The sequence below is a fragment of the Neisseriaceae bacterium CLB008 genome, from assembly GCA_041228285.1.
Lineage (GTDB): Bacteria > Pseudomonadota > Gammaproteobacteria > Burkholderiales > Neisseriaceae > JAGNPU01.
Window position 1 is genome coordinate 1,783,995 of the sequence record CP166133.1, and the last position, 23,557, is coordinate 1,807,551.

At 48.9% G+C, this 23,557-nt stretch carries 21 protein-coding genes; 5 read left to right on the forward strand and 16 right to left on the reverse strand.

The window, feature by feature from the left end; translation table 11 throughout:
• Nucleotides 1-9 precede the first annotated feature (9 nt).
• The 4 genes from AB8Q18_08110 to AB8Q18_08125 form a co-directional block, all read right to left on the reverse strand.
• Nucleotides 10-450, reverse strand: a complete 441-nt coding sequence (locus tag AB8Q18_08110) for a hypothetical protein (GenBank protein XDZ50160.1) — start codon at nt 448-450, stop codon at nt 10-12.
• Nucleotides 451-612: 162 nt separating this feature from the next.
• Nucleotides 613-3,387 carry an autotransporter outer membrane beta-barrel domain-containing protein gene (locus AB8Q18_08115; GenBank protein XDZ50161.1) on the reverse strand — a complete coding sequence of 925 codons (2,775 nt, stop codon included), beginning with the start codon at nt 3,385-3,387 and terminating at the stop codon, nt 613-615.
• Nucleotides 3,388-3,735: 348 nt separating this feature from the next.
• The gene (locus tag AB8Q18_08120; protein XDZ50162.1) at nt 3,736-4,632 is read right to left on the reverse strand and encodes a c-type cytochrome; all 897 of its coding nucleotides are present in this window, start codon (nt 4,630-4,632) and stop codon (nt 3,736-3,738) included.
• On the reverse strand, nt 4,629-5,969 hold the full coding sequence (locus AB8Q18_08125) for a cytochrome c (GenBank protein XDZ50163.1): 1,341 nt from the start codon (nt 5,967-5,969) through the stop codon (nt 4,629-4,631). The genes AB8Q18_08120 and AB8Q18_08125 overlap by 4 nt, the downstream gene beginning before the upstream one ends.
• 443 nt (nt 5,970-6,412) lie before the next feature.
• On the opposite strand from AB8Q18_08125, the gene AB8Q18_08130 reads away from it, so the two are divergent.
• Both AB8Q18_08130 and AB8Q18_08135 read left to right on the forward strand, forming a co-directional pair.
• A complete protein-coding gene (locus AB8Q18_08130; protein ID XDZ50164.1) occupies nt 6,413-6,661 on the forward strand; it encodes a hypothetical protein in 249 nt (82 codons plus the stop codon).
• Nucleotides 6,662-7,068: 407 nt separating this feature from the next.
• Nucleotides 7,069-7,530 carry an aminoglycoside adenylyltransferase domain-containing protein gene (locus AB8Q18_08135; protein ID XDZ50165.1) on the forward strand — a complete coding sequence of 154 codons (462 nt, stop codon included), beginning with the start codon at nt 7,069-7,071 and terminating at the stop codon, nt 7,528-7,530.
• A gap of 160 nt (nt 7,531-7,690) precedes the next feature.
• Here the strand turns inward: AB8Q18_08135 and AB8Q18_08140 are convergent, their stop codons facing one another.
• From AB8Q18_08140 to AB8Q18_08180, 9 genes are all read right to left on the reverse strand, one after another.
• Nucleotides 7,691-7,993, reverse strand: a complete 303-nt coding sequence (locus AB8Q18_08140; GenBank protein XDZ50166.1) for a hypothetical protein — start codon at nt 7,991-7,993, stop codon at nt 7,691-7,693.
• Between the two features lie 390 nt (nt 7,994-8,383).
• Nucleotides 8,384-9,019, reverse strand: coding sequence for a hypothetical protein (locus AB8Q18_08145; GenBank protein ID XDZ50167.1), 636 nt, complete (start codon nt 9,017-9,019; stop codon nt 8,384-8,386).
• A gap of 39 nt (nt 9,020-9,058) precedes the next feature.
• A complete protein-coding gene (locus AB8Q18_08150) occupies nt 9,059-9,406 on the reverse strand; it encodes a hypothetical protein (GenBank protein ID XDZ50168.1) in 348 nt (115 codons plus the stop codon).
• A gap of 329 nt (nt 9,407-9,735) precedes the next feature.
• Nucleotides 9,736-10,086 (reverse strand): hypothetical protein, encoded by a 351-nt coding sequence (locus tag AB8Q18_08155; protein ID XDZ50169.1) that lies wholly within the window; start codon nt 10,084-10,086, stop codon nt 9,736-9,738.
• Nucleotides 10,087-10,199: 113 nt separating this feature from the next.
• On the reverse strand, nt 10,200-11,222 hold the full coding sequence (locus tag AB8Q18_08160; GenBank protein ID XDZ50170.1) for a GlxA family transcriptional regulator: 1,023 nt from the start codon (nt 11,220-11,222) through the stop codon (nt 10,200-10,202).
• Nucleotides 11,223-11,318: 96 nt separating this feature from the next.
• On the reverse strand, nt 11,319-11,966 hold the full coding sequence (locus AB8Q18_08165) for a sarcosine oxidase subunit gamma (GenBank protein ID XDZ50171.1): 648 nt from the start codon (nt 11,964-11,966) through the stop codon (nt 11,319-11,321).
• On the reverse strand, nt 11,959-14,985 hold the full coding sequence (locus AB8Q18_08170; GenBank protein ID XDZ50172.1) for a sarcosine oxidase subunit alpha family protein: 3,027 nt from the start codon (nt 14,983-14,985) through the stop codon (nt 11,959-11,961). Before AB8Q18_08170 ends, AB8Q18_08165 begins: the two co-directional genes overlap by 8 nt.
• Nucleotides 14,982-15,293, reverse strand: a complete 312-nt coding sequence (locus tag AB8Q18_08175) for a sarcosine oxidase subunit delta (GenBank protein XDZ50173.1) — start codon at nt 15,291-15,293, stop codon at nt 14,982-14,984. Before AB8Q18_08175 ends, AB8Q18_08170 begins: the two co-directional genes overlap by 4 nt.
• Nucleotides 15,294-15,303: 10 nt before the next feature.
• The gene (locus tag AB8Q18_08180) at nt 15,304-16,578 is read right to left on the reverse strand and encodes a sarcosine oxidase subunit beta family protein (GenBank protein ID XDZ50174.1); all 1,275 of its coding nucleotides are present in this window, start codon (nt 16,576-16,578) and stop codon (nt 15,304-15,306) included.
• A 244-nt stretch (nt 16,579-16,822) separates the two neighbouring features.
• Between AB8Q18_08180 and purU the strand changes: the two genes are divergently transcribed.
• The 3 genes from purU to AB8Q18_08195 all read left to right on the forward strand — a co-directional run bounded on the left by purU (nt 16,823) and on the right by AB8Q18_08195 (nt 19,512).
• A complete protein-coding gene (gene purU, locus AB8Q18_08185) occupies nt 16,823-17,674 on the forward strand; it encodes a formyltetrahydrofolate deformylase (GenBank protein ID XDZ50175.1) in 852 nt (283 codons plus the stop codon).
• A gap of 21 nt (nt 17,675-17,695) precedes the next feature.
• A complete protein-coding gene (glyA, locus tag AB8Q18_08190) occupies nt 17,696-18,946 on the forward strand; it encodes a serine hydroxymethyltransferase (GenBank protein XDZ50176.1) in 1,251 nt (416 codons plus the stop codon).
• Nucleotides 18,947-19,113: 167 nt separating this feature from the next.
• Nucleotides 19,114-19,512 carry a hypothetical protein gene (locus AB8Q18_08195; protein XDZ50177.1) on the forward strand — a complete coding sequence of 133 codons (399 nt, stop codon included), beginning with the start codon at nt 19,114-19,116 and terminating at the stop codon, nt 19,510-19,512.
• 52 nt (nt 19,513-19,564) lie between these two features.
• On the opposite strand, the gene AB8Q18_08200 is transcribed toward AB8Q18_08195, so the two are convergent.
• The 3 genes from AB8Q18_08200 to AB8Q18_08210 form a co-directional block, all read right to left on the reverse strand.
• Nucleotides 19,565-20,671, reverse strand: a complete 1,107-nt coding sequence (locus AB8Q18_08200; protein ID XDZ50178.1) for a hypothetical protein — start codon at nt 20,669-20,671, stop codon at nt 19,565-19,567.
• Nucleotides 20,672-20,904: 233 nt separating this feature from the next.
• A complete protein-coding gene (locus AB8Q18_08205; protein ID XDZ50179.1) occupies nt 20,905-22,209 on the reverse strand; it encodes an MFS transporter in 1,305 nt (434 codons plus the stop codon).
• Between the two features lie 53 nt (nt 22,210-22,262).
• On the reverse strand, nt 22,263-23,483 hold the full coding sequence (locus AB8Q18_08210; protein XDZ50180.1) for a M24 family metallopeptidase: 1,221 nt from the start codon (nt 23,481-23,483) through the stop codon (nt 22,263-22,265).
• Nucleotides 23,484-23,557: the final 74 nt, after the last annotated feature.

Here is a 23,557-nt window from a genome sequence, read left to right on the forward strand (position 1 = left end):
TTTAACCCTTTAGGCTTCGTGCACCTGCCACGCCTGACCTGCCCAATGACACATCAGACGATAACGTTTACTACGGTCCACCTTTTTCAACATCGCCAACAAAGCCTCTACCGTCAAATTCGGCTGAATCTTACTGATGTATAAGGTTCTGATCATAAAGTCAGCAGCCACAGGGATCACCGTCACTTCCTGCTCCCATTGAATAATGGACTCTGCGCCTACGCCAATCATTGCGCCCAATTCTGGGCGGTTAAGTCCCAGCTGCAAACGTAAAAAACGCACTGCGCGCCCCGTTAGCACAGCGTCCGACAAAAATAAAATACGTGCAATCTCACGGTCTAACCCTTGAATCGACTCCACCTGAGCCTGCTCAGCATCCTCGCCGGCCACCCTCACATAACCGTTGGCCAACCAAACATTCGCCATGCCACTTTGTTTATACTGATACATGATTGCCTCCTCATTCGCCGTACTGAACACATGCGGATCATGCTACACGGCACCATTATAAAATGCCATATGATTATTCAAGCGTCAATGTATATCAACCGCCATTCAGCATAAAAAAACCCCTCACTTGAGGGGTTCCTGAACCAATGATGGGCTCACTCATCATTTCCATGAATATTTAAAGCCTACCGTGCCACGATAACCTTCACGCTTATCGCCGCCAAATGAATGCTCATAACGTGCATCGGCATAAACGTAAGAAGCTTCACTGGTGGGTATTTGCAAGCCCAGGCCTAATTCACCCCAGGTTTGGTTATACGTCTCCCGAATCGAAGCGTGGTCAATACGAACCGCTTTAGGCTTAACAAAATCATGCCATACGTTCACCAGGCCATAAAACTGTTGGCCTTGCTCTGGCGCTTCACTAGGCTGATACACCACTCGAGTTCCTAAGCGGCCACGCACGCCGTGGTTACTGTCTTGGCTAATGGATTTCAAGCCATCATTAAAGCTATCCAAATTAAGGTATTGATACACCAGCTGTGCCTGCGGCTCAACCGTCCATTGGCTGTTTTTAATTAAGTAAGGCTGGCCCACTTCGACCGATGCGGCTGCGCCCCAACCATGCTGGCTCGCATCCACACCATTACGGGCTTTATAGCGGTTACGCAAATACGAAACCTGGCCCACCCAATCCACATAACCACCGCTCTGGGCATAATAGGTATGGTAAACACCCACAGTAGCCGCATCCGTTTGGGTCTTGCCAGTGTAACGCTGGCCCACCACAACGCCATTTTGTACATGGTGGCGATCAAAATAATCATTGGCATAGTGACCATACGAGGCCATCAGGCCAGTATGTTGGCTAGAGCCATCGGCTTCATTGTGGTTGACGGCAACATCGCGACCAAACTGCAGCACAACCTGCTCACCGTCTTGATTCAATCGGCCCTTACCTTCGGCCTCCAAATGTTTCACCACCACGCGGCCCCAGCTTTGTGGCCGTGTTTTTTGCGCCTGACCATCCCCCACCCGTTCATGCAGCGTACCCAAGGTGGTGTAGCCTAGCTCCATATTCGCATAAGCCATTTGGGCATAGGCGGACACTTCAGGCGCAATAATTTCAGGCTTCACAATTGGAGGATCAATGATGGGAGGATCAATCGGGGGATCGATAGGCGGATCAATGGGCGGATCAATTGGCGGATCAGGGTCCAGCGCCTCTAAGGTCCAGCGAAAATCATCGCCGACGCGGGCCAGCTGCGCCTCACCCAGGCCTTTGGTTCTGATCGTCCCGACAAATGCGCCGTCGCTGGCACCGCCGGTTTTCACCACATACACACTGTTCAGCACATCTTGGCTTGGGGCCACATCACCATCAATCACCATCACCTTACCGTCTTTGCCAATGGGAACAACCTGTGTGTTACCACTCGCTTGGCCCGTAATGATCAGCACATCAGATTGAGAATCTTCTCCATTAGGTCCGCCTGGCGCTAGCCATTCGGTATTCATCTGCACCACACCATTTTTACCCGTGTAGTCTCCATTAATGGTGAACGTATTCTGGTAGCGGTTGTTAGGGCCAGCTAAGGAAATCACGCCAGAGGCGCTGGTGACGTCACCATTGAGCACAAAGTCTTTTTGCGTAGGATCAGCGACTCCTGAGGTCACGTCTAAGACAGCACCGTCCGCCAAGATGAGCTGATTTAACGTTGATTCTTGCGTCATCTGCCAGCGGCTTTGATCGCCAGACAGTGCCACATTAACCGTAGAATCGACATCTTGTGTGGTAAAGCCTTTAAACTGAGAGCCATTCGTCATGTTTAAATCAACCGTACCGCCCTCGACAGCAGAGAGTCCACCATTCATCAAAAATCGACCGCCAGAGGCATGAACCTCGGTACCAATGGTGGTGTCGGTGTCGGTATAGGCCAAATCTACATAGCCACTTTGGATCACCGAGCCTGCGCCCTTAGCCTGCATGACCACTTCAGTAGCAGAGCCTGATTGATTGATATTGGCATCACCCGTCAGCAAAATCGTGCCGGAGCGCTCCTCCGCCACCTGCCCAGCATTGTTGGTGCCGGTGTTTTGTTTCTCAGTCGACGCATACAGATGGTAAGCCCCTTCCGGCGCCGTAACGGTCACATTATTGCCCAGCTGAATCAAGCCACCTTTATTGGCATAAACCGCAGCACCTTGCTGGTTTGCGCTTGACTGCCCTGCGGATGAAATCACTGCATTGTCACCGATAAAGACGTAGGACCTGCCTTTATTGTTGTTACGGTGCCCCTTAAGCAGCCAATCTAGTGTGCCAAAACCACTGATGTCCTCATCTCGGTTACCCGCATAAACAGCATAACCTGTCGATTCAGTCTTGTTGTCCACCTTAGTGCCGGTTTGCTCAATGGTGAAGTTATCCCCCAAGATGATGATGGATTCCGACCCAGCTCCGAGGTTATTATTGGCCCGAACGGCAATGGCATCGGCGCTGATTTTACCTTCGGAGCCGCTTAAGATCACCGTATTGTTGGCCACTTCATTAGGATCACTACCAGGTCCACCTTTGGCGCCTAAATTAATGCCATCAGAGCCAGAGCCAGAGGCAGAAATGTCTACCTTACCTTGAGCAACAAAAAAACTGCCTTTATTGCCATTACTTCGAATCCCATCGGCCTTACTGCCCGTGGTTTCAATGGTCAAGTCATTAAAGTTATGCTTCGTTGAACTCAAATACACGCCGTAACCCTGTAATGGTTTAATCCCACCAGGCTTATCCGTGTAAATAAACACGTCATCACCCGATTTTGCACCGCAGTAATACAAAGTATTGCTGCAGACCACATTATCGGCCCAAACAGCACCGCCCATCACCATGGTTAACGAGGAAATTAAGATCGCGATTTTTTTGTGGGGCATTGAAGGTTTCATGACACACTCCTAATCGTTGTTTACAATAATATTTATGATATATTTAGTATACGAATCAGAAGTGTTATGAAATGTTAACAAACTGTAAATTAAAGCAATTTTACGTATATTTATGTAATTTATTTAGACTCAAAACAACCGCCTAGCCCAGCCTATTTCATGCCGCATTTTTACAGAAACTGGCCACTAAGCTCATGCCCATCTATCGTCAAAATCACTGTCCTACAAAGGCGAGACGGGTAGAAAAAACAGCGTTAATCGCGCAAGATTCACACAGTTTCCCCTTCAAACACCCACAAAAAAAGCCGTGTATTCACACGGCTTTCGCTTCCTCTTTCTCCTACTTACTTAATAACGTGCATCTTTGGGCTTGTTACCATTAGGCCAATCATTCACTTTGCCGGCAAAATCAGGCCGTGGCTGATGGGTAAAGTATTCGGCAATGTCTACGGCATCTTGATCCGTCAGCACCCCACCTTGACCCCACACGCCATGCTTTTGCACCGACATGGGCATATTGTCTCGAATAAAGGCGGCTGCCTTATAGGTTCTGGCCAAACCAGCACCAATATTAAAGGACTGCTCACCCCATAACGGTGGGAACACTGCGTTACCGCGCGCATCATTCATGCCTTCGCCGTTATCACCATGACAGCTGGCACACTGCTGGGCATAAAGCTGTTTACCACGCTCAGGGTTGGGTTCAATGCTGTCATCAATCTTCCCCCCCACATCGATCTGTACCTGCGCACCTTTAGGCAAACCTTCGCTCAGCCAGGCCATATAGGCCAGCATCGCCTGCATTTCTCTACTGTCCACCGCAAGCGGCTTACCGTTCATCGAGCGTTGGAAGCAACCATTAATACGCATCGGCAAATCCACCATTTTACCCGCCCGCGGCATTTTCTTAGGGTAGCTATTATAGGCATTCACATAGTGCGCTCCTTTTTCTTCCTTACCATTACCCATGTGGCAGCTGTTACAGTTCATTTGTGCGCCTACATTATTGGGCAACAGCCGCTTGGTTTCATTCAATAGACGACCACCGTACAAAATCAAATCACGGTTCTCATGCTCAGCTAAATCTTTCTGATTAGGTACGCTGTAATCCGTTTTGACAATTTCATCGCCCACCTTAACTTCATATTGACTAGGCTTGGCCGCAGTAGGCTGATCAGAACAGGCTGCAACGGCAAGCATTAAGGGAATGGCGGCCAGCAAGGAGGCTAGTTTCAATGGTTTCATTGTTTCTCTCCCAAATAATGGGGTGATTTCTTCTCTAAGAAGCGACGGATTTCAGTCACGTCCTTAGTCTCAATACGCGGCGCATTATTGGTCCACTCGGTGCGCACAAAGTTGACAATGTCTTTCACGTCTTCATCGCTGAGCTTATTAAACGCCGGCATGGTAAATGCCATCTTGTCGTGCGGCGTGTCCGCCATACGGCCACCCTCTAAGGTCACTTGGATCACCGACTGGGCATTGTTGGCCACGACGGCACTGTTGTCATCCATGGCTGGGAAAATCCGTGGGACACCCTTACCATCAGCCCGATGGCAAACAATACAATTTTCTGTGTACAGCAAAGCACCGCGGCTGGTATCCGTACCGTCCAATAAGGCTTGGGTGGTTTTATCTTCTTGAGTCGGTCGCTCTAGGGGACGACCCGAGGTAGCAGGCAAAGATTTTAAATATTTCGCCATGGCGCCTAGGTCTTCAGTGGTCATGTGTTGAGTGCTGTGTTCCACCACATCGGCCATGGCGCCGAACGCAATGATCTTATCGGTGCGGCCGGTTTGCAAGAACTGAGTAATATCCGCCTCGCTCCACTCGCCCAAACCATTGCCCTCACCGCGCAAGCTCTTCGCTCGCCAGCCATCCACTACCGCACCAGACAAGAAGCTGTCGTTATCGGCCATACTCATGGCTTTTTCTTGGTAGGCCACACCACGTGGTGTATGGCAAGCACCACAGTGTCCAGGGCCTTCTACTAGATAGGCACCACGCTTGGTTTGTGCATCCCACTCAGAATGAGGCTTAAACTCACGCGAGGGCGCAAACAGCGCCTGCCAATAAGCAACTGGCCAACGCATACTCATTACCGTTGGCAAGGTAGACGCTTGGTTCTCTTGCTTCACTGGCTTCACTTCAGTCATAAAGTAGGCGTACATCGCCTCCACGTCTTCATCCGGCATAATGGTATAAGAAGGATAAGGCATAGCAGGATACAAGGGGGCACCGTCTTGACGTACCCCATGTTTTACCGCATTGGCAAACTGGGCCAATGAGTAGCCACCAATACCTGTCTCCACGTCAGGCGTAATATTGGTCGAGTAAATCGCCCCAACTGGGGTTTGCATCGCCAGCCCGCCTGCGTAGGGCGCGCCACCAGGCACACTATGACAGGCAAAGCAGTCGGAGCTTTGCGCCACGTATTGGCCCCGCTGTACCACATCGGCACTGGCAGTTAATTTAGGCTCAATGGTTTGTTGTCGAGCAGACATCAGGGCATGCGATCCACCGTAGGCGGCAACAACGCCAATCACGGCCAAGGCACTCAATGTGAAATAGATTTTTTTCATAGGATGTTCCTTATTGTTGCGCCTATTTTTCCCTTTTGCCCTGTACGCGTATATTGTGGAAAACCACATACCCCTTAGCCTATTGATGTGCATCAAGCAGACAATCTCTGCCCTTTTCTTTCTCCTAAATAGCGGATCACATAGGCTCTTGAAAGCAAAAAGAAAACGTTAACCATCCAGTTCAACTCTAAGACAACACACCCTCTACACGCTATAAATAGCCTGCATGAAACCGTTTCCCTTAAAAATAAGGCCCCCAGCCACGCACAACCCAAACCAAAATCACTATTTTCAAATAAAATATATAGATATTTCCGATGGTTATAGTATGATGATTTATAAATAAGTATTTAATAATAAAGCCAGCTACGCTTTTAGTATCCTCCGTAGTGGTGCTTTAAAACGAACTCGAACTTAAAACCACATACCCCGAAGGAATAACTATGCTTAGTTTAGTTATCGCTTGCGCTCCTTGTGCCGTTAAGTGCTTAGATACTTTAGAACAAGAAGTATTGACGCTGGGTTCGGTTAGAAAAATACAGGGATTGATCTGGCACCTAGACACAATCCACTCCGTGACTTTTGTGCGTAGCCGTATCGAGGCCCATACTGGGCCAAATCATGCCCATCAAGTGATCAACGTCACCTATCTAGATGCCGATGCCGTGATTCACTATCTACAGCTTTCCTAAACGCCTACCCTTGCTTTCGACCAAAGCGCGCTTATGTGCTTCAATCAATATGATGCATACTCACTAACTCAGCCCATGCTCACCCATCTCTCAAATACCGACCAGCGCCAAATCGCTGCCGTCCAAACCTTCATCACTCAACCTATGGCGTAAAATGTTCTGGCGATTCACCTCTATGGCTCAGCCATTGACGGCGGTTTAAAATACTATAGCGATATCGACCTATTGGTCACCGTACGCCAGCCTCTTAGTCAAGATCAACCCCCATGCCTTAATGCAAGGCTTACTGGCGCAATCGGCCTTTCGGGCAACATTCGCAACACTGCGTGCGCTAGAGGTGACCGTCGTCGTATATGCTCATGTGCAGCCCTCGCGGTTCCCCCCATAAGTGACCTACAGTTTGGCGAATGGTTACGAGACGACATTCTGGCCCACACCTATGCCCCCCACAGCCAGACCCTGGCTTAGCTATTTTATTGGCGCAGGCCGGCCAAGCCAGCCACCGTCTTATTGGGCCAGACGCAAAGACTCTGTTTAATCCCATCCCCAAAGAAGACCTCTTAAGTACGTTTCAACACACGCTAAACCAATGGCGAAGCCCCGACGACTTAAGCGGTGACGAGCGCAACATCATTCTGGCCATAGGGCGTATCTGGTACAGCGTCCACACCCACAAAATCACCACCAAAGGCCAAACCGCCGCCTCTCAGCTGCCTGCCCAACACGCTCAGCTGTTGGCAACCGCCTGTGCCGAATACTTAGGGCACACAACCCATGACTGGCATTCAGCTCTATCCCAAGTTATTGATTTTGTAGCCCATGCCCAAACGCGCCTCAACCTCCTTATCACCACCGGCTTAAAAGAATGATAAGGAAAGATGCTCGCTCTTACAGTTATCTGCCACGCCTGGATCAAAAAAACCACCCTAAGGTGGTCATCTCCGTGGAAGCCGCGCTGCTCAGTGGCACACGGTTAAACATTAAAAATGGCCACCCTCTGGATGGCCATTAAGTCAGATTAACTCGACATTAACCCTTAGGGATTAACTTAAATTGCTCAGTCGCTTGTTTACACGCCTCAATAGCGGCGGCTTTAGATGCTTCAGGAATGTCTTTCCATTGATCCTCAGTTGCTTTAATCGCTTCTTTAAACTGCTCAGCCATGGCTGGGTTGGCGCTGATGAGCTCATTCATTTGATCTAGGTAAGCTTTACACTCTTGCGGCATCGCAGATTCTGCAGACACAACAGATTCGGCTTTATCGCCTTCCTTCTCAGAACCACAAGCGGCCAAAGCCAAAGATGCTGCAATCATCAGTAAGGTTTTTTTCATTTTATTAATCACTATATTTGATAAAAAACAATTATAAATCATTAACTATAAAGACAACCAATAGTTTATATTCAATGAACATAGTCAGCCAAGATAAAAAACTATGGGCCTTTACTCTATCTTCTCGGTCTTCATCGCGCCGATCGCCCTTAGCCCAAGGGGCGGCTCGCCCAAAGCATCTTAAACCATTGAAATAAAAAGAAGGGAGTAAGCCCAGATCACAGCGAGGCCACCGCCATTAACAGGTACTGAAGCGCCCCCCTATCACATCGTTTTAACCAACGATGCTGCTGCTCATAGCCGTTTTTTTCCTAAAATTCACACGCCATGACTATTTTTAACCTCTATTCTCCGACAACATCGGCTGCATCAGCCAGCCATTAGCATGGCCTATAGCTCTGGCAACAAGGCCATATTTAAGTGATAGAGTAGATTATTCGCCTGCTTCACGTTCTCAATTTGGCAGCCAAAGCCTTTGTCTCGCGCTTTTCCATCGAAAAGGTTGCAGGAAAATCGATAAATGATCTGTAGACTGCACTCTAATTTCTTGATGTCCAAAATTCGCTCAAAGTCACCGTCAAAAAATTGATTTAGCCCAAGCTGCGCCTGATTGGGCAAGCCCTTTGCATTCAAAGAATAGCCTAGTTTCTCACGTAAATCAGGATCTTGATAGCGCTCATGAAAATACCGTGCGCAGCCAATATAGGCCTCATAGAGGGGTAAATGCCTATTGATTTCTCGATAATACTGGCGAGAAAACCCTTTAATCTGCGCATTTTTACTCGAACTTCTGGGATTAGAAATAAAACTTTTGTCAAAACACATCCATAAAAAAGTAAATTTCCGAATGACGTCTATCAATTGGGGGGATTCATCCACATACACTTTTTTAAACACCTGGCTTAAATCTACTTCACAATCAATCAAACTCATAACTTTGCTATTTCCATAATAAACAACAGGCTTCTTAGCCGGAATATGACCGCTTAAGGTGCGCTCTGGCTGGCCAAGCCCTGAATAAACCAAACGTCCAGCGTAGACTATTTAATGATTGCCAACACCCGTCTAGGCGTTGGCATTAAGATTGCGGTGGGTCACCCACCAAGTCAAGCCCAAGGCCACCGTTAACAAGCCAGTAAACCATGCGGGCAGCAATACGGCGCTGAGTAAAACAAACAAAATGCTTAGGCCTATTGCTGACTTCATGAACTTCTGTTGACGATAGCCAATGCAGCACAACCACACCAGCACAATGGCCAGCTCTAGGTATACAAAAAACAGGGCTAAAGCCACAAATGACCAACTATTAAAGAAGTCTCGTTGGACAAACCAAACGTTGTACCAACACATGGCCATAAAAACCAACAATGGCCATGCCATGATCACACCCAATGAAGTGATTTTTTGATTCATCAACCGCAACAACCCTCATGTTTACTAAGCATCAGCATGCTTTGCTTCGCCAACCATCACTCTAAAGTTGTTTAAATCCGAGCACGTAGAATCAAAACATCCTCGCCCTACATCAAACCCTTAAGCTTCGGCCTGACCCCAAGGCTGATCGCCCAACTTAAAAATTAGAATAATAACTTAAATTTAGATCTAGATAGATAAATGCCTCACAAGTACGACCAAAAAAACCACGCTTTTTCTAACGCCAACACAGCCACGGCACCGCCCCGCACTGCCTTTTCCTGCACTTCAAGCTCTATGAGCCATGATTTAAGGGGCATTAAAACCCCTTAGGGTTGGAGACGGCGGGTGTTGATAAACGTGCCCCCCTGGCCATCCTCTCTTAACCCGACTTGGTATTGGCTTTGCTGCCCACAGGCATCTATCTGCCACACTTCAGTTGAGCTGATCGGACGACCGCTGCCGTCCACTTTCTGGTCCACGATTTGGCTGCGTACCGAGGTGATCTGACGACAACCTTGCCGTATCTGCTCAAAATTTTTGATCGACTTCAACACGTCGGCTTTTAAAGTATGACTGCCAAATGAAGCACTTTCCCCAGCAAACTGAGGACTCATCGCGCAACCGGCCAACAGCATCACCATCGCTAAACCGCATCCTTGCCGTCTTGATAACATCATGCTTCCTTTCATAGCTAACACCTACCCCGACATAGAGAGAAAGGCCTCAGGCTGGCGCCGTAACATAAAAATCCACTAGCATATAAAACATAGCACAAACGACATTGTCTTGGCTAGCTGACGCCATTGACAAACACGCCAGCAGAGCCTTCGGCTTTGTATTTAAACGCAGGATTCAGCGGCTTACGCTGTTCTCGCGGCGAATACCCATGAAAATTCCGATACGCTTTGGCAAAATGAGAAGACGTTAAAAAGCCACACGCCACGGTGATTTGCATGATGGACAGGCTGGTTTGCGACAATAAGTCTTTGGCATAGCGTAACCGTAGCTGTAAATAATACTGTGCTGGCGTGGTGTCATAATAACGCTTAAATAGCCTTTCTAGCTGCCGTAACGATAAGGGGATAAGCTCTGCAATTTCTTGCATCGTCAGCACTTCATCCAAATTGGCCTGCATTAAAGCCACCGCTGTTTCTACATAATCAAAACCCGGACCAACCGTATTGGGATTGTTTTTATAACGAATTGACTCCCCTTCGCGGATTCTATCCATGACGAACTGTTCGGCCACAGAATGGGCCAAATTTTTGCCGTGATGCAGTCTGACTAATTGCAACATCATGTCCATGGCGGCATGACCACCGGAACAGGTTAAACGATCTCGGTCGATGACGTACAGTTGATCCGTAAAATGGACTTTAGGAAAGACCTCTTTGGCCGCAGGCAGGCTCTCCCAATGAACCGTTCCCTCGTAGCCGTCCATCAATTTAGCCAGCGCTAAAGCAATGGAGCCATTGCATAATCCGCCCAATACAATGCCTTTTTGGGCCAACTGTTGTAGCAAAACCTTAATCGCTGGCGTAGTTGCCTCTTGTACATCGACACCCGCACAGACAAAAACCATGTCACATGCAAACAGGCCTTTGGCGTCTGTCGTGGCGCCTATGCTTAAACCATTACTGGCCAATACGCCTGGCTCTTGAAACACCGACCATTCATACCCTTCCTTCTGGCTTAAGTAATTGGTCATTCTCAAAACATCGACTGCGCTCGCAAAGGTAATAAAGGTGAAGCCTTGTAACAAGATGAAGCCTATTTTCTGTGTATCATGCTGGGGTATTTTTTTATGCTGCATGTCATTCTCCTCTTTTATCGCTCATCACCAGATCAAGATCACCCTATTCTTATAGACAACAAAACCCTAATCACAAAAGGATCAGGGTTTTCTTCATTATGGCTGGGTGTATCTTTGCCAGTTTTCTTCTTCAATCGCCCATTTTTTTTGTAAAGAGAATCCGTATGGCCTGGCTGTTTTGTCTAAAATCTTCCAAAGGTACTCGGCAAAACTCCTTCTGAAAATTAAAGCATAATCGCCTTGATCAATACAACATATTAAAAACGGCGTTTTTTTACCTATGGTTTGCACACACCTGCCTTTTTGTATGCTCAAAATAGGATAAGGAGACAAATGCCGCAGCACGGTGGCCGCATCCGACCCATGAATCCTCAGCATCATGAGGCCGCCGCTGTTATCGACCACTTGGGCATGCACCCCTTTTAAGGCAAGCTGTAGCTGAGACAAAAGCCGATCTTTCACGCCATAAGCACAAATCAGCGTCCACTCATCGGGAGATTGCCAACACACGGCGGCCTCTTGGGCATAAACCATGCCTTTAGGCTCGGTCGGCAAGGCGCAGGCTAAAACCGACGCCACCGCCTCAACAAAGGCCGGATCACCCACCAGACCACGTAAATTAATGAAGCCCAATGCCCCACCACTGCTGTAGTTCAAGCGCGTATTGGCGGCCTGCTCTGGCAGGCTTTGCCACTGAGCGTGTAAAGGCATCTGCCACTGTTTTATAATGGATGAATTAAGCATGTTGACGTTCTCCCTTTTCATCAACAAAAATCGCACTTTGTGCAACGGTAAACGGAATGAGCTGGCCACCCGCAAACGCATATAAGGTTTGGCCAATCAGTTCACGACCATTTTCAACCACGGCCATGGCGATTGACCGCCCTAAGAAGGCGCTAAAATAGCTAGAGGTGATGTGGCCCATGAATGGAATCTTGGCATCGTGACTGCCGGCCTTAGGCGGGGTGAATTGATTAGAGGCAACCACCTGTGCACCCTCCGGAATCACTGCATGCACATCGTGCGGCAAGAGCCCCACTAAATGTTTTCTGTCGCTGCGCGCAGTATCGCTACGCGATAAAGAGCGTCGCCCCAAGAAAGAAAATGGTTTTTTCATGCCCACGGCCCATGCCATCCCTAAATCAATCGGCGTCACCGAACCATCAGTATCCTGGCCGACGATAATAAAGCCTTTTTCAGCGCGCAATACGTGCATCGTCTCCGTACCGTAGGGGGTGATGTCAAACGCTGCGCCAGCTTGCATGACTTGGGCCCAAACGTGATGCGCAAAGCCTGCCTCAATATTGATTTCATACGCCAGCTCACCCGAAAAACTCACGCGGAACACCCGTGCTGGAATGCCAGCAACGGTGCCGCTACGCCAATCCATAAAGGCAAATTGATCCGCGGCAAAATCAATGTCGTCACACAGCTGCGTCATCACGGCTCGAGCATTAGGCCCAACCACGGCAATCGTGCCCCAATGATCGGTCACAGAAGTCATCCAAACCTTAAGCTCAGGCCATTCTGTTTGATGCCAACGCTCCAGCCAGCTTAAAACATTGGCGGCCCCGCCGGTTGTGGTGGTCATGTAAAACTGTTCATCATGGATGCAAGCGGTCACGCCATCGTCAATGACCATGCCGTTTTCGTCCAGCATCAAACCATAACGACACTTACCAGGCTCTAACTTAGTCCAGGCGTTGCTGTAAATACGGTTTAAGAACTCGCGTGCGTCAGGACCATCAATTTGAATTTTCCCCAGCGTCGAGGCATCCATGATGCCCACCGACGTGCGCGTGGCTAGGCACTCACGATTGACGGCATCAGTCATGCTTTCGCCTGCCAAAGGGAAATACCACGGGCGTAACCATTGGCCTACTTCTTCAAACAAGGCTCCCTGCGCTTGATGATGCTCATGCATCGCCGTGATGCGCTCCGGGTCAAAGGTCGTGTCCGAATCCAAGCCCGCTAAAACGCCTAAGCTAACCGGCGTATAGGCCGGGCGATAAGTCGTCGTGCTGACCTCTTCAATCGGCACCTGCATGGCTTCTGCGGTTAAAATAAAGCTATTCACGCTAGAAAGCTTGCCTTGATCGGTACCAAAACCAAAGGCGGTATAGCGTTTCACGTGTTCAATGTGGCGATAATTCTCTTGAATCGTGATTTTAATGTCTTCCGCGGTGACGTCGTTTTGGTAGTCTACAAACGCCTTGTCACCCTTACCTGGCGCAGCGCCACTGGGTAAAGCCACGACCAATTCCATGGCTTGATGCGCCTCTTCTACCGCCTCTGGCAGCAAGAGCGAACCGTCCTTATCGTAAGCCTGGAAAAAATCGGTGAGCATGTGCTGAGTTTGCTCGATGCTGCCCCGCCAGGTTTTTTCACCGGTGACGGCGCCCACGCAACAGATGGCTGGCTTACAATCAGCATAGCGATGAGGCACCACAAACGCCATCTTATCCTGGTCCCAAATCGGTCGGCTGATGTCATGGCAATACAGATGCACCGTTGGCGACAACCCACCACTGCTTAACACAACGTCGCAGTCGAGCGTATTCGTTTGCTGCGTCACCACGTCAATCAGCTTGACCCCCGTCACTTCTTTCTTACCCTTAACGGTGGCAATCCCCGTCTTTAAATACACCCGTACTTCCTTAGGTAAGTAAGACGGCACCGTGCTGACTCGGCGTGCATCCGCCACCACCACGGCCGCCCCTGCTTGATGTAGGTCTCGTGCGGCCAAGTAAATTTCGTCATTATTGCCACAGATCACGATTTTCTGGCCCAGCAACACGCCATAGCGATTTAAATAGGTTTGGGCCGCCGATACGGTAAACACACCGGGTAAGTCATTGTTGCCAAAAACCAAAGGCCGTTCGATGGCGCCGCTGGCCAAAATTACTTTTTCGGCGCGAATACGATGCAGCCTTTGTCTGGGCTGCTCCGCATCTCTTTGGGCAATCGGCACATGATCCTGCAGCAGCTCTACGGCTTGAATCAAATTGTGATCATGTAGCGCAAAAGCCGTGGTGCGCGTGAGCACCGTCACCTGATCGTACTGAGCCAATTGCTGCACCAGCGCCTGCACATACTCATGGCCGAACAGGCCATCAAACTGACTACGCGCATCAGACAATAACCATCCGCCCAGTTGATTTTGCTCGTCAACCAGCAGGACAGAAAAGCCTGCTTTTGCCGCATTTAGCGCAGCCAATAAACCGGCTAAACCACCGCCGACTACCAATACGTCAACATGATGATGAAGATGGTCATACCATTCCTCATCCGCCACAGCCGGCGCAGACCCAAAGCCAGCAAAGCTTCTGATCACATGCTCATATTTGGGCCACATAGACTGGGGCCACATAAAGGTTTTGCTATAAAAACCAGGGGGCATCATGCCTTTGCCAACCTGACCGATGAAGCCTTTGACGTCGAAATCCAAGCTGGGCCAGCCTGAGGTTCTTTTGGCAATGAGGCCAGGATACAGCTCAGCCTGAGTGGCCTTAATATTGGGGGTGGTAAACCCACCCGTTTCTAATTGAACCAGAGCATTCGGCTCTTCGGCCCCCGCACTCATGATGCCACGCAGACGACCATACTTATAGCTGCGTGCTAGGCCTCGTACGCCATTAGCCAATAAGGCGGAGGCCAGAGTATCGCCCTCAAATCCCGTATAGGTTTGACCATCAAACTCAAACTGTACGGCCTGTTTGGCATTGATTTGCATCGATGCATTCAAAACGCGCTGTGCACTCATACAACCCCCTGTGTCGTTTGTTCTCGGGCTAAAAAGGCCTCTTTACCGCCAATAAGCGTATAGGTTGCTTGAATCACATTACTGACGTTATGACGATTCACCACCACCACTTTACGGCAGCCGGCAACGTGCTCCCACTGCTCCCAAATCAAGCCCTTGTGGTTGCTGCGCATAAAAACATAGTCACCCCACTCTTCATCTGAAACTTCATCGGGGCGCTCAGGGCGGGCAATATAGGCTTCGCCCGCATAGCGGAACTCTTGTTCATCCCGCTTTTCGGCACAATATGGACAATAGATATTCAACATATTAATACTCCTAATGCGCCACGCCGGCTGCGCCGTGTTCGTCGATGAGTCGGCCCGTACTGAATCGTTCCAAAGTAAAAGCTCGATTCAAGGGATGGGGTTCATCATGAGCGATGGTGTGGGCAAAGACATGGCCCGAGCCAGGCGTGGCTTTAAAGCCACCCGTGCCCCAGCCACAGTTAAAATACAGGCCCTTAATGGGGGTTTTGCTGATGATCGGGCTGGCATCGGGCGTGGTGTCGACAATACCGCCCCATTGCCGATTCATGCGCACGCGTGAAAACTGCGGAAACAGCTCTTTAATCGCGGCCGCCGTATGCTCAATCAAGTGGGGGCTACCTCGTTGGCCGTAGCCCAAATGGCTGTCGATGCCGGCGCCGATGACCAACTCGCCTTTGTCGGACTGGCTCAAATAACCATGTACGGCATTAGACATCACCACCGTGTCTAATACTTTTTGCATCGACTCCGACACAAAAGCTTGCAAAGGATGGCTTTCAATGGGGAAACGAAGCCCTGCCATATTCGCCAATACCGAGGTATGGCCAGCCGCCACCACGCCAACTTGATTCGCCTTTACATAGCCATGCGTGGTTTCCAAACCTTGAATGCGGCCTTCGGCTATATCCATACCGATGACTTCACAATTCTCAATCAAATCCACGCCCAAATGACTGGCGGCACGGGCAAAACCACGGGCAACCGCATCATGATGCGCAATGCCGCCCCGCGGCTGCCAGCTGGCGCCCAAAATGGGATAGCGTGAGCGTTTGGAACAGTCCAAAATCGGGATCTTGTCTTGGACTTCTTGGGCATTGAGGACGTAAGCGTCGATGCCCAACAATGTATTGGCATTCACACGGCGCTCAATGTCACGCATGTCTTGCAAATTATGGCCTAAATTAAACACCCCTCGCTGGCTAAAAAAAGTGTTGAAATTCAGGTCTGCCGACAAGCCTTCCCACAGCTTTAATGAATGCTCAAATAAGTTAGCGGCGTCTTCCCACAGATAATTTGAACGCACCAACGTCGTGTTGCGAGCGGTATTCCCGCCGCCTAAATAGCCTTTTTCCAGCACCGCTATTTTGCCAACATTGTGCTCTTTGGCTAAATAATAGGCCGTGGCCAAACCATGCCCGCCGCCACCAATGATGATGACGTCATACTGGCTTTGTAAGGTGGCCATGCGTCGGGCCTGAGGCCAATTTTGATGCCCTGAAAAACTATTTTTTAATAATGATTTCCAAGAGTATCGGTTTTTTTTATCGAAATATTCACTACTCATCACTACCTCCTCGTATGTCTCACGGCTAGACTGCTTCTGTCATTATTGTGATTCTGCCGTTTCCAAACCGTCGCGCTAAGACACAAACTATTCAAAAAGCGACATTCGAAATTCAAGTGCCCCGAGTCGCATATCAAGCATTAGATGTCGTTTTGGATATGTTTAAAATTACGCAAGCTGAGATGATGAATCACATTTCGTGTCCCAAGCGACACGGTTTCCTGATGACTCAAAGGATTTTGAGATGATGAATCAACGCTATGTTTTAAATTTCTCAGCGCCCAGCCAACAGGGTCAAGTGAGTGAATTAACGAGTATTTTAGAAAATCACGGAGCCTATATTGAGCAGTTTTCCGTTTTTGACGACGCCCACAGCCAGCACTTTTATGTGCGCTGCGTGTTTCAAATTCATGAACATGAATTGATGCCTTTGCAAAACCAGTATCAACAGTTCATCCTGAGACAAGATGCTGAAGGCCACATTTGGGACCTATCCCAACCCACCAAAGTGCTGATCCTCGTGTCGAAAACCGATCATTGTCTGCACACCTTAATCGGTGCCACCAAATTAGGTGGCTTAAACATGGCCATTGTCGGCATTGCGTCTAACCATCTGGACTTAAAGCCCACCGCCGACCACCACAACATTCCCTACCACTACTTACCCGTGAATAACGACAATCGTGCCCAGCAAGAGCAGCAAATATTGGCCTTAAAAGACCAGCTGAATGCAGAATTCGTGGTATTGGCCCGCTATATGCAAATTCTGAGCCCAGAGACTTGCCAGCGCTTAAGCCAGCAGGCCATTAATATTCACCATTCCTTTTTACCCGGCTTTCGTGGCGCGAGGCCCTATGAACAGGCCCACGAGCGCGGCGTCAAGCTCATTGGCGCCACCGCCCATTTCGTGACGCCCGACTTAGATGAAGGCCCGATTATTGAACAAGGCGTAGAGCGGGTTGACCATGCTCATTCACCGCAAGATTTACTCAGAACCGGACGTCATAGCGAAAGCATGGTGTTAGAGCGCGCATTGCAATACGTTTTAGAGCGCCGAGTATTTATTAACGTAGACAAGACCGTTGTTTTAAAATAAATCACCTCAAAGGAGCAAATCATGTTTTCCCGTCAAGTCACTCTGGCGCAATACGACCTCGAATTAGCCGCCGCCATGAACAATGAAAACCAACGTCAACAAGACCACGTTGAGCTCATTGCCTCTGAAAACTACGTCAGCCCAGCCGTAATGCAGGCCCAAGGCTCTCAGCTAACCAATAAATACGCCGAAGGCTATCCTGAAAAACGCTATTATGGCGGCTGTGAGTTTGTCGACGTGGTCGAAAATCTGGCCATCGATCGGGTCAAACAACTATTTGGCGCACAATTTGCCAACGTCCAAGCGCATTCAGGCTCACAAGCCAACCAAGCCGTGTATACCTGCGTACTACAGCCGGGCGACACCATACTCGGCATGAATCTCGCTCACGGCGGCCACCTAACCCACGGCGCACACGTCAACATTTCAGGCAAGCTCTACCATGTCATCCCCTATGGTTTAGGTGCCGATGAAGCCATAGACTACGATGAAGTAGAAAGACTGGCTCTAGAGCATCGCCCCAAGATGATTATTGCTGGGGCCAGCGCCTACGCCCTCGAAATTGACTTCGCGCGTTTTCGTGCCATCGCCGATCGGATCAATGCCTACTTATTCGTCGACATGGCCCACTATGCAGGGTTGATTGCCGCCGGTGAATATCCTAACCCCATGCCCCACGCCCATTTTGTTACCTCAACTACCCATAAGACCTTGCGTGGCCCCAGAGGCGGCATCATCCTCACCAACGATGAGGACTTAGCCAAAAAAATCAATTCAGCCATCTTCCCCTCATTGCAAGGCGGCCCACTGATGCATGTCATTGCCGCCAAAGCCGTCGCCTTTAAAGAGGCGCTGGAGCCAGGCTGGAAAGACTATGCACAGCAAGTCAAAAAAAATGCGGTGGTGCTGGCTAAGACGTTGACCGAGCGCGGCTTACGAATTGTCTCAGGCAGAACCGAAAGCCACGTTTTTCTGGTGGATTTAAGAAGCAAAAACATTACCGGTAAAGAAGCTGAAGCCATCCTTGGCGCCGCCCACATCACCGTCAATAAAAATGCCATTCCCAATGATCCAGAAAAACCATTTGTGACGTCAGGCATCCGGCTGGGCACCCCTGCCATCACCACCCGAGGCTTCGACGAACACAGCACGCAAGCTTTAGGCCACCTCATCGCCGATGTCTTGGATCACCCACAGGACGAAGCCGTCATTCAACAGGTTCAAAAACGCATTCAAGCGCTCTGTGATCAGCACCCCGTCTATCTGGATTAAACCCTTCATCCCCTTTATTGGGGATTTTTATTACCCTTAGGGCTCAATGTCGCATTTGGACAGATATATGGGGTATTTGTCGGGTTCGCAGCGGGTGGGATTTCCTATACTGAAGTCGTCTTTAAACTATTTTTGTTAAAGATGATTGATTAATATAGGAGAAAATTATGATTAAAAGCTTTATTGACCAAGCCCCCGGCATTTACTTGATTAAGGCGGGCACCTACAGCATGAACCAACTCAGCGACATTCGTCAGACCCCTGAACTCAAAGGCCAAATCCTGGACATCCCCTTGGCGCACAGCCAGAATGCCCCTCTCACGCTGGGCTATTTTGCTTTGCAGCCTTCGGTCAGCTATGAGGCCCAATTTGATTTTATTGAGGTCAAAATTATCACTAAGGGCACCATGGTGGTGCGTGATCAGCACAATCAAAAATTCACCGCGCATGTAGGCGATGTTTTGGTTTTCATGCCCGATACCCCAGTGATTTTTGATGGAGAAAGCGATGGCGAAGCGGTTTACTTTAAAAATACCGCAGCCGTGCCCGCCTATCTAGAAAAGTAAGGACGATTGTCGGCCTCAAAAAAAGCCCATGCATTGCATGGGCTTTTTTGTCTTAGTCAATCACGCTGATGATCTTAGCTCTTTTGGCCGCACGACTACGGACGCTGTGCAGCACGATAAAGAACAGCAGCACAAACCCAATATAGCCATTCATCACGTAAATCACATTAATCAATTGATCAAAAGGAACTTTTAATGCCACCCACGTCCCCAGAACAGATAAGATCATCGTCACCCACCGGAATGCTCCTTGGTTCTCCCCCGTAAAACGCTTAGCCGCCTGCCATAATAAAGGCACCGCCGTAGTGTAGATGCCCGCCAAGACGATCACAAAGAAGAAGCTGGCCAAGATGGGATGGATGCTCGCGGCCAGCTGTAATGAGGGCACCATGGTACCCGCAACCAGCTGTATATTCGCCATTAAGCCTAAAGCAATGATGAATAAGGCCAGGCTAAATCCGACCGCCCCCAGCACCGTGCCCACGGCAATTTCTTTGAGGTTTCTGGCCGAGCTGCCCATCAGGCTCATAAAACCAGCCAGCCACAGCATACAAAAGCCAACATAAGACAGGGCAGCAAAAAACCAATGGCTAGAAGCGGTTAAGATCGTCAATTGAGGCAAAACCTCATCCAGATTCATCAAACCCGCTGGATTTTTCGCAACGGCGGCCAAGCCCAAAACAATGGTCAACAGCACAATAATCGGCCCGACCTTACCCAATACCCCCACGATGCTGGTGAGGCCACAAATCACCGTCACCGCAACCAAGACCGCCATCACCACCGCCCCCATCCAAGGCGATACCTGATATTGCTGCCCAATGGTCGCACCCGCTCCGCCGATCATGACCATAAACGACATATAAATAAACACTATGGAAAAATAATCAAAGAATCGGCCCAAAATAGGCCCGCACAAATAATGATAGATCTGCCCGCCGTGTTCAAACTTCTGCGCGTGGCCAATCGACACCAAGGCTTTGCCTATGTAAACAAATAAAACCAACACCACCAAAATGCCTAATAGGCCAGCCAAGCCATAACCGCTAAAGTATTGCACCACCTCTTGACCGGTCGCAAACCCTGAGCCAATCAAAAATGCAATGAATGTCCCTGCATAGGCCAACACTTTCAAATAACTGATCTTTGAATCAACCATCTCTCTACCCTCCTTGTTAGAATCTTTTTTGTTTCTCTAATCTAAGGGAACTGATGAGTCATCGTGGTCTGAATTACGACACGTTTGAGGCATTATTCGACATATGAATCATCAGCTTACAAAACCACATAGTGCCTAATAGGTTTAAACTGCCCTAAAAAACCGGGATAAAGGCCACAAAAAAGCCCAATACTGGACAAGCATTGGGCATAAAGAGTCAGAGGACGAGAAAATTAATAGAGCTTTTTGATTTTAAATAAAGCAACCAAAGCAATTGCGGCAACGGCCATTAAATACCACGCAGGCGCTAAAGCCGAATGCGTTTGATGAATGAGCCAAGTGGCGATTAATGGTGAGGTGCCGCCTAAAAAAGACTGAGCGGTATTGAAGGTAAACGCAAAGCCAGAGTAACGCACGTCGGTTGGAAACAGCTCACTCAATAGAGCCGGCAAATTGCCATCATTCATCGCCAGCATAAAGCCAAACGCAATTTGAATGGCAACAATAGACCAAAAAGCAGCACCCTCGAACAGCATAAACAAGGGAACGGTGCCCACGATAAAAATCACCGAGGCAATGATGAGCATCTTTTTGCGCCCTACTTTATCGGATATCTTACCAATGAAGAAAATAAATCCGATATACGTTAACAAAGACAAAGTGGTGGAAATAAAGGACTCTACTTTATTCATCCCCATTTCCGAAGACAAATAGGTCGGCATATAGCTAAGAATCAAATAAAAACCAACGGCATTCAAGCAAGACACGGTAAACGCAATGACCATGGCCTTACGGTGATGCCGAAACAGCTGCACAATGGGCGTATTTTTTTCCGTATGCGACTCTTGAAATTTGGCAAAATCAGGGGTTTCTTCCAAACGCAGGCGGATGTAGCGCCCAATTAGCCCTAGTGGTGCGGCCAATAAAAACGGAATTCTCCACCCCCAGCTGTGTAAGGTTTCCGTGCTCATTAAGGCATACATAGCGGCCACCATTAAAGAGCCTAAAAATAAACCACAGGCCGTACTGGCCGGCACCAAACTGGTATAAAACCCGCGCTTATGCTGAGGCGCGTATTCCGCCAAGAACGTGGCCGCACCCGCATACTCTCCAGAGGCGGAAAACCCTTGAATCATGCGCAACACCAATAAACCTACAGGTGCCCAATAGCCGACGCTCTGGTGACTAGGCAATAAGGCAATACAAAAAGTGGAAACCGTCATGATTAAAATAGACCAAGACAATGCCGGCCGGCGCCCAAATTTATCGCCAATATAGCCCCAAAAAATACCACCGATAGGACGAACCACAAACGACAAAGCAAACACCGCATAGGCCGACATCAAATCGATGGCGCCGTCTGCGCTCGGAAAAAACACCACCGCAATGACTGCCGCTAAATAACCATAAGCGGCGTAATCAAACCACTCCACAAAATTACCAATGAAACAAGCCGTTGCGGCCTTTTTTAATTTTTTTGATTGTTCAATATTATGATTGTGTTCAGTGCCTATATTGGCCTTTGTAGATAACGTCATACCATTTCTCCTTTGTCTTAACATGCCCACAAAGGTGGGCATGTTAATGCCCCTTAGCGCTGAATAATATTATGCTCAGGACCATATGGGAATTTTGTGATGTTTTCCGCTCCATCTTCCGTCACGACCAAGATGTCGTGCTCTCTATAGCCCCCAGCCCCGGGCATGCCTTCTGGCATCATAATCATGGGCTCGATAGACACCACCATGCCGGGCTCTAAAACGGTTTCAATGTCTTCCCTAAACTCCAGGCCCTGCTCTCGCCCATAATAATGCGACAGCACCCCAAAAGAATGGCCATAGCCGAACGTTCGATACTGCAACAGGTCATGCTCTTGGTAAATCTTATTCAGCTCATGCGCAATGTCACAACAGCGCACGCCAGGTTTCACCATGGCCAGCCCCGCCTCATGAACCTTGACGTTCACCTCCCATAGTCGTAACGAAGCATCATCACAGTGGTCCAAGAACATGGTCCGCTCAAGTGCGGTGTAGTAACCAGCAATCATTGAAAAACAATTTAGGCTTAAAATATCGCCGTTTTGCACCCGACGGCTGGTCACCGGATTGTGTGCACCATCGGTATTGATGCCCGACTGAAACCAAGTCCACGTATCCATTAGCTCACTGTCAGGAAAGCGTTTGGCAATTTCTCTCACCATGGCCTGAGTCGACTGCAAGGCCACCTCATACTCGGGTATGCCCGCCACTACGGCATCACGTAAAGCAAAGCCCCCAACGTCGCAGACATTGGCACCATGCCGAATAAAATCAATTTCTTCCTTTGATTTCATCATGCGCAGCTTCATACACGCCGCGCCCACATCCACAAACTCAACCTTGGGCATGGCTTGCTTTAACTTCTCTAGCCGCTCTAAGGGCAAGTGATCAAACTCAATCCCCACCCGCCCAGACTGAGGCAGCTCTTTCGCACACGCACGGAAATAGTTATCGCGCTGCCAATCGGTGTAGACCACGTTGTAATCGCCAACGGTGCGGCGCCAAGGCTGACCACCGTCAATATTGGCAGAAATCGACACCACTTTATCCTGTGTCACCACCAAGCCATAAAAGCGCCCAAATGAACAGTAGAGAAAATCTGCATAATAATTAATATTATGCACAGATGAAAATAACACCCCATCCAACTGCAAATCATTCATGGTTTGGCGCAACAGCGTTTGGCGGCGCTCGTACTCCGCCAAGCTAAACGTTGAATTGACTTTTTGCCCATTCTCGATGGTCAATAAGCTAGGCATTTCAGCAATATTCATGATCAATTTCTCCTTAGTTTTTCAATGTATTCAATGATTGACAATGTATCGGTCTACACTCATCATCTGTAGTC

Excerpts from the sequence above, each read along its gene's own strand:
- AB8Q18_08110 (XDZ50160.1), bottom strand. The coding sequence starts at position 450 with ATGTATCAGTATAAACAAAGTGGCATGGCGAATGTTTGGTTGGCCAAC.
- AB8Q18_08115 (XDZ50161.1), bottom strand. The coding sequence starts at position 3,387 with ATGAAACCTTCAATGCCCCACAAAAAAATCGCGATCTTAATTTCCTCG.
- AB8Q18_08120 (XDZ50162.1), bottom strand. The coding sequence starts at position 4,632 with ATGAAACCATTGAAACTAGCCTCCTTGCTGGCCGCCATTCCCTTAATG.
- AB8Q18_08125 (XDZ50163.1), bottom strand. The coding sequence starts at position 5,969 with ATGAAAAAAATCTATTTCACATTGAGTGCCTTGGCCGTGATTGGCGTT.
- AB8Q18_08130 (XDZ50164.1), top strand. The coding sequence starts at position 6,413 with ATGCTTAGTTTAGTTATCGCTTGCGCTCCTTGTGCCGTTAAGTGCTTA.
- AB8Q18_08135 (XDZ50165.1), top strand. The coding sequence starts at position 7,069 with ATGGTTACGAGACGACATTCTGGCCCACACCTATGCCCCCCACAGCCA.
- AB8Q18_08140 (XDZ50166.1), bottom strand. The coding sequence starts at position 7,993 with ATGAAAAAAACCTTACTGATGATTGCAGCATCTTTGGCTTTGGCCGCT.
- AB8Q18_08150 (XDZ50168.1), bottom strand. The coding sequence starts at position 9,406 with ATGAATCAAAAAATCACTTCATTGGGTGTGATCATGGCATGGCCATTG.
- AB8Q18_08155 (XDZ50169.1), bottom strand. The coding sequence starts at position 10,086 with ATGATGTTATCAAGACGGCAAGGATGCGGTTTAGCGATGGTGATGCTG.
- AB8Q18_08160 (XDZ50170.1), bottom strand. The coding sequence starts at position 11,222 with ATGCAGCATAAAAAAATACCCCAGCATGATACACAGAAAATAGGCTTC.
- AB8Q18_08165 (XDZ50171.1), bottom strand. The coding sequence starts at position 11,966 with ATGCTTAATTCATCCATTATAAAACAGTGGCAGATGCCTTTACACGCT.
- AB8Q18_08170 (XDZ50172.1), bottom strand. The coding sequence starts at position 14,985 with ATGAGTGCACAGCGCGTTTTGAATGCATCGATGCAAATCAATGCCAAA.
- AB8Q18_08175 (XDZ50173.1), bottom strand. The coding sequence starts at position 15,293 with ATGTTGAATATCTATTGTCCATATTGTGCCGAAAAGCGGGATGAACAA.
- AB8Q18_08180 (XDZ50174.1), bottom strand. The coding sequence starts at position 16,578 with ATGAGTAGTGAATATTTCGATAAAAAAAACCGATACTCTTGGAAATCA.
- purU (XDZ50175.1), top strand. The coding sequence starts at position 16,823 with ATGATGAATCAACGCTATGTTTTAAATTTCTCAGCGCCCAGCCAACAG.
- glyA (XDZ50176.1), top strand. The coding sequence starts at position 17,696 with ATGTTTTCCCGTCAAGTCACTCTGGCGCAATACGACCTCGAATTAGCC.
- AB8Q18_08195 (XDZ50177.1), top strand. The coding sequence starts at position 19,114 with ATGATTAAAAGCTTTATTGACCAAGCCCCCGGCATTTACTTGATTAAG.
- AB8Q18_08200 (XDZ50178.1), bottom strand. The coding sequence starts at position 20,671 with ATGGTTGATTCAAAGATCAGTTATTTGAAAGTGTTGGCCTATGCAGGG.
- AB8Q18_08205 (XDZ50179.1), bottom strand. The coding sequence starts at position 22,209 with ATGACGTTATCTACAAAGGCCAATATAGGCACTGAACACAATCATAAT.
- AB8Q18_08210 (XDZ50180.1), bottom strand. The coding sequence starts at position 23,483 with ATGAATATTGCTGAAATGCCTAGCTTATTGACCATCGAGAATGGGCAA.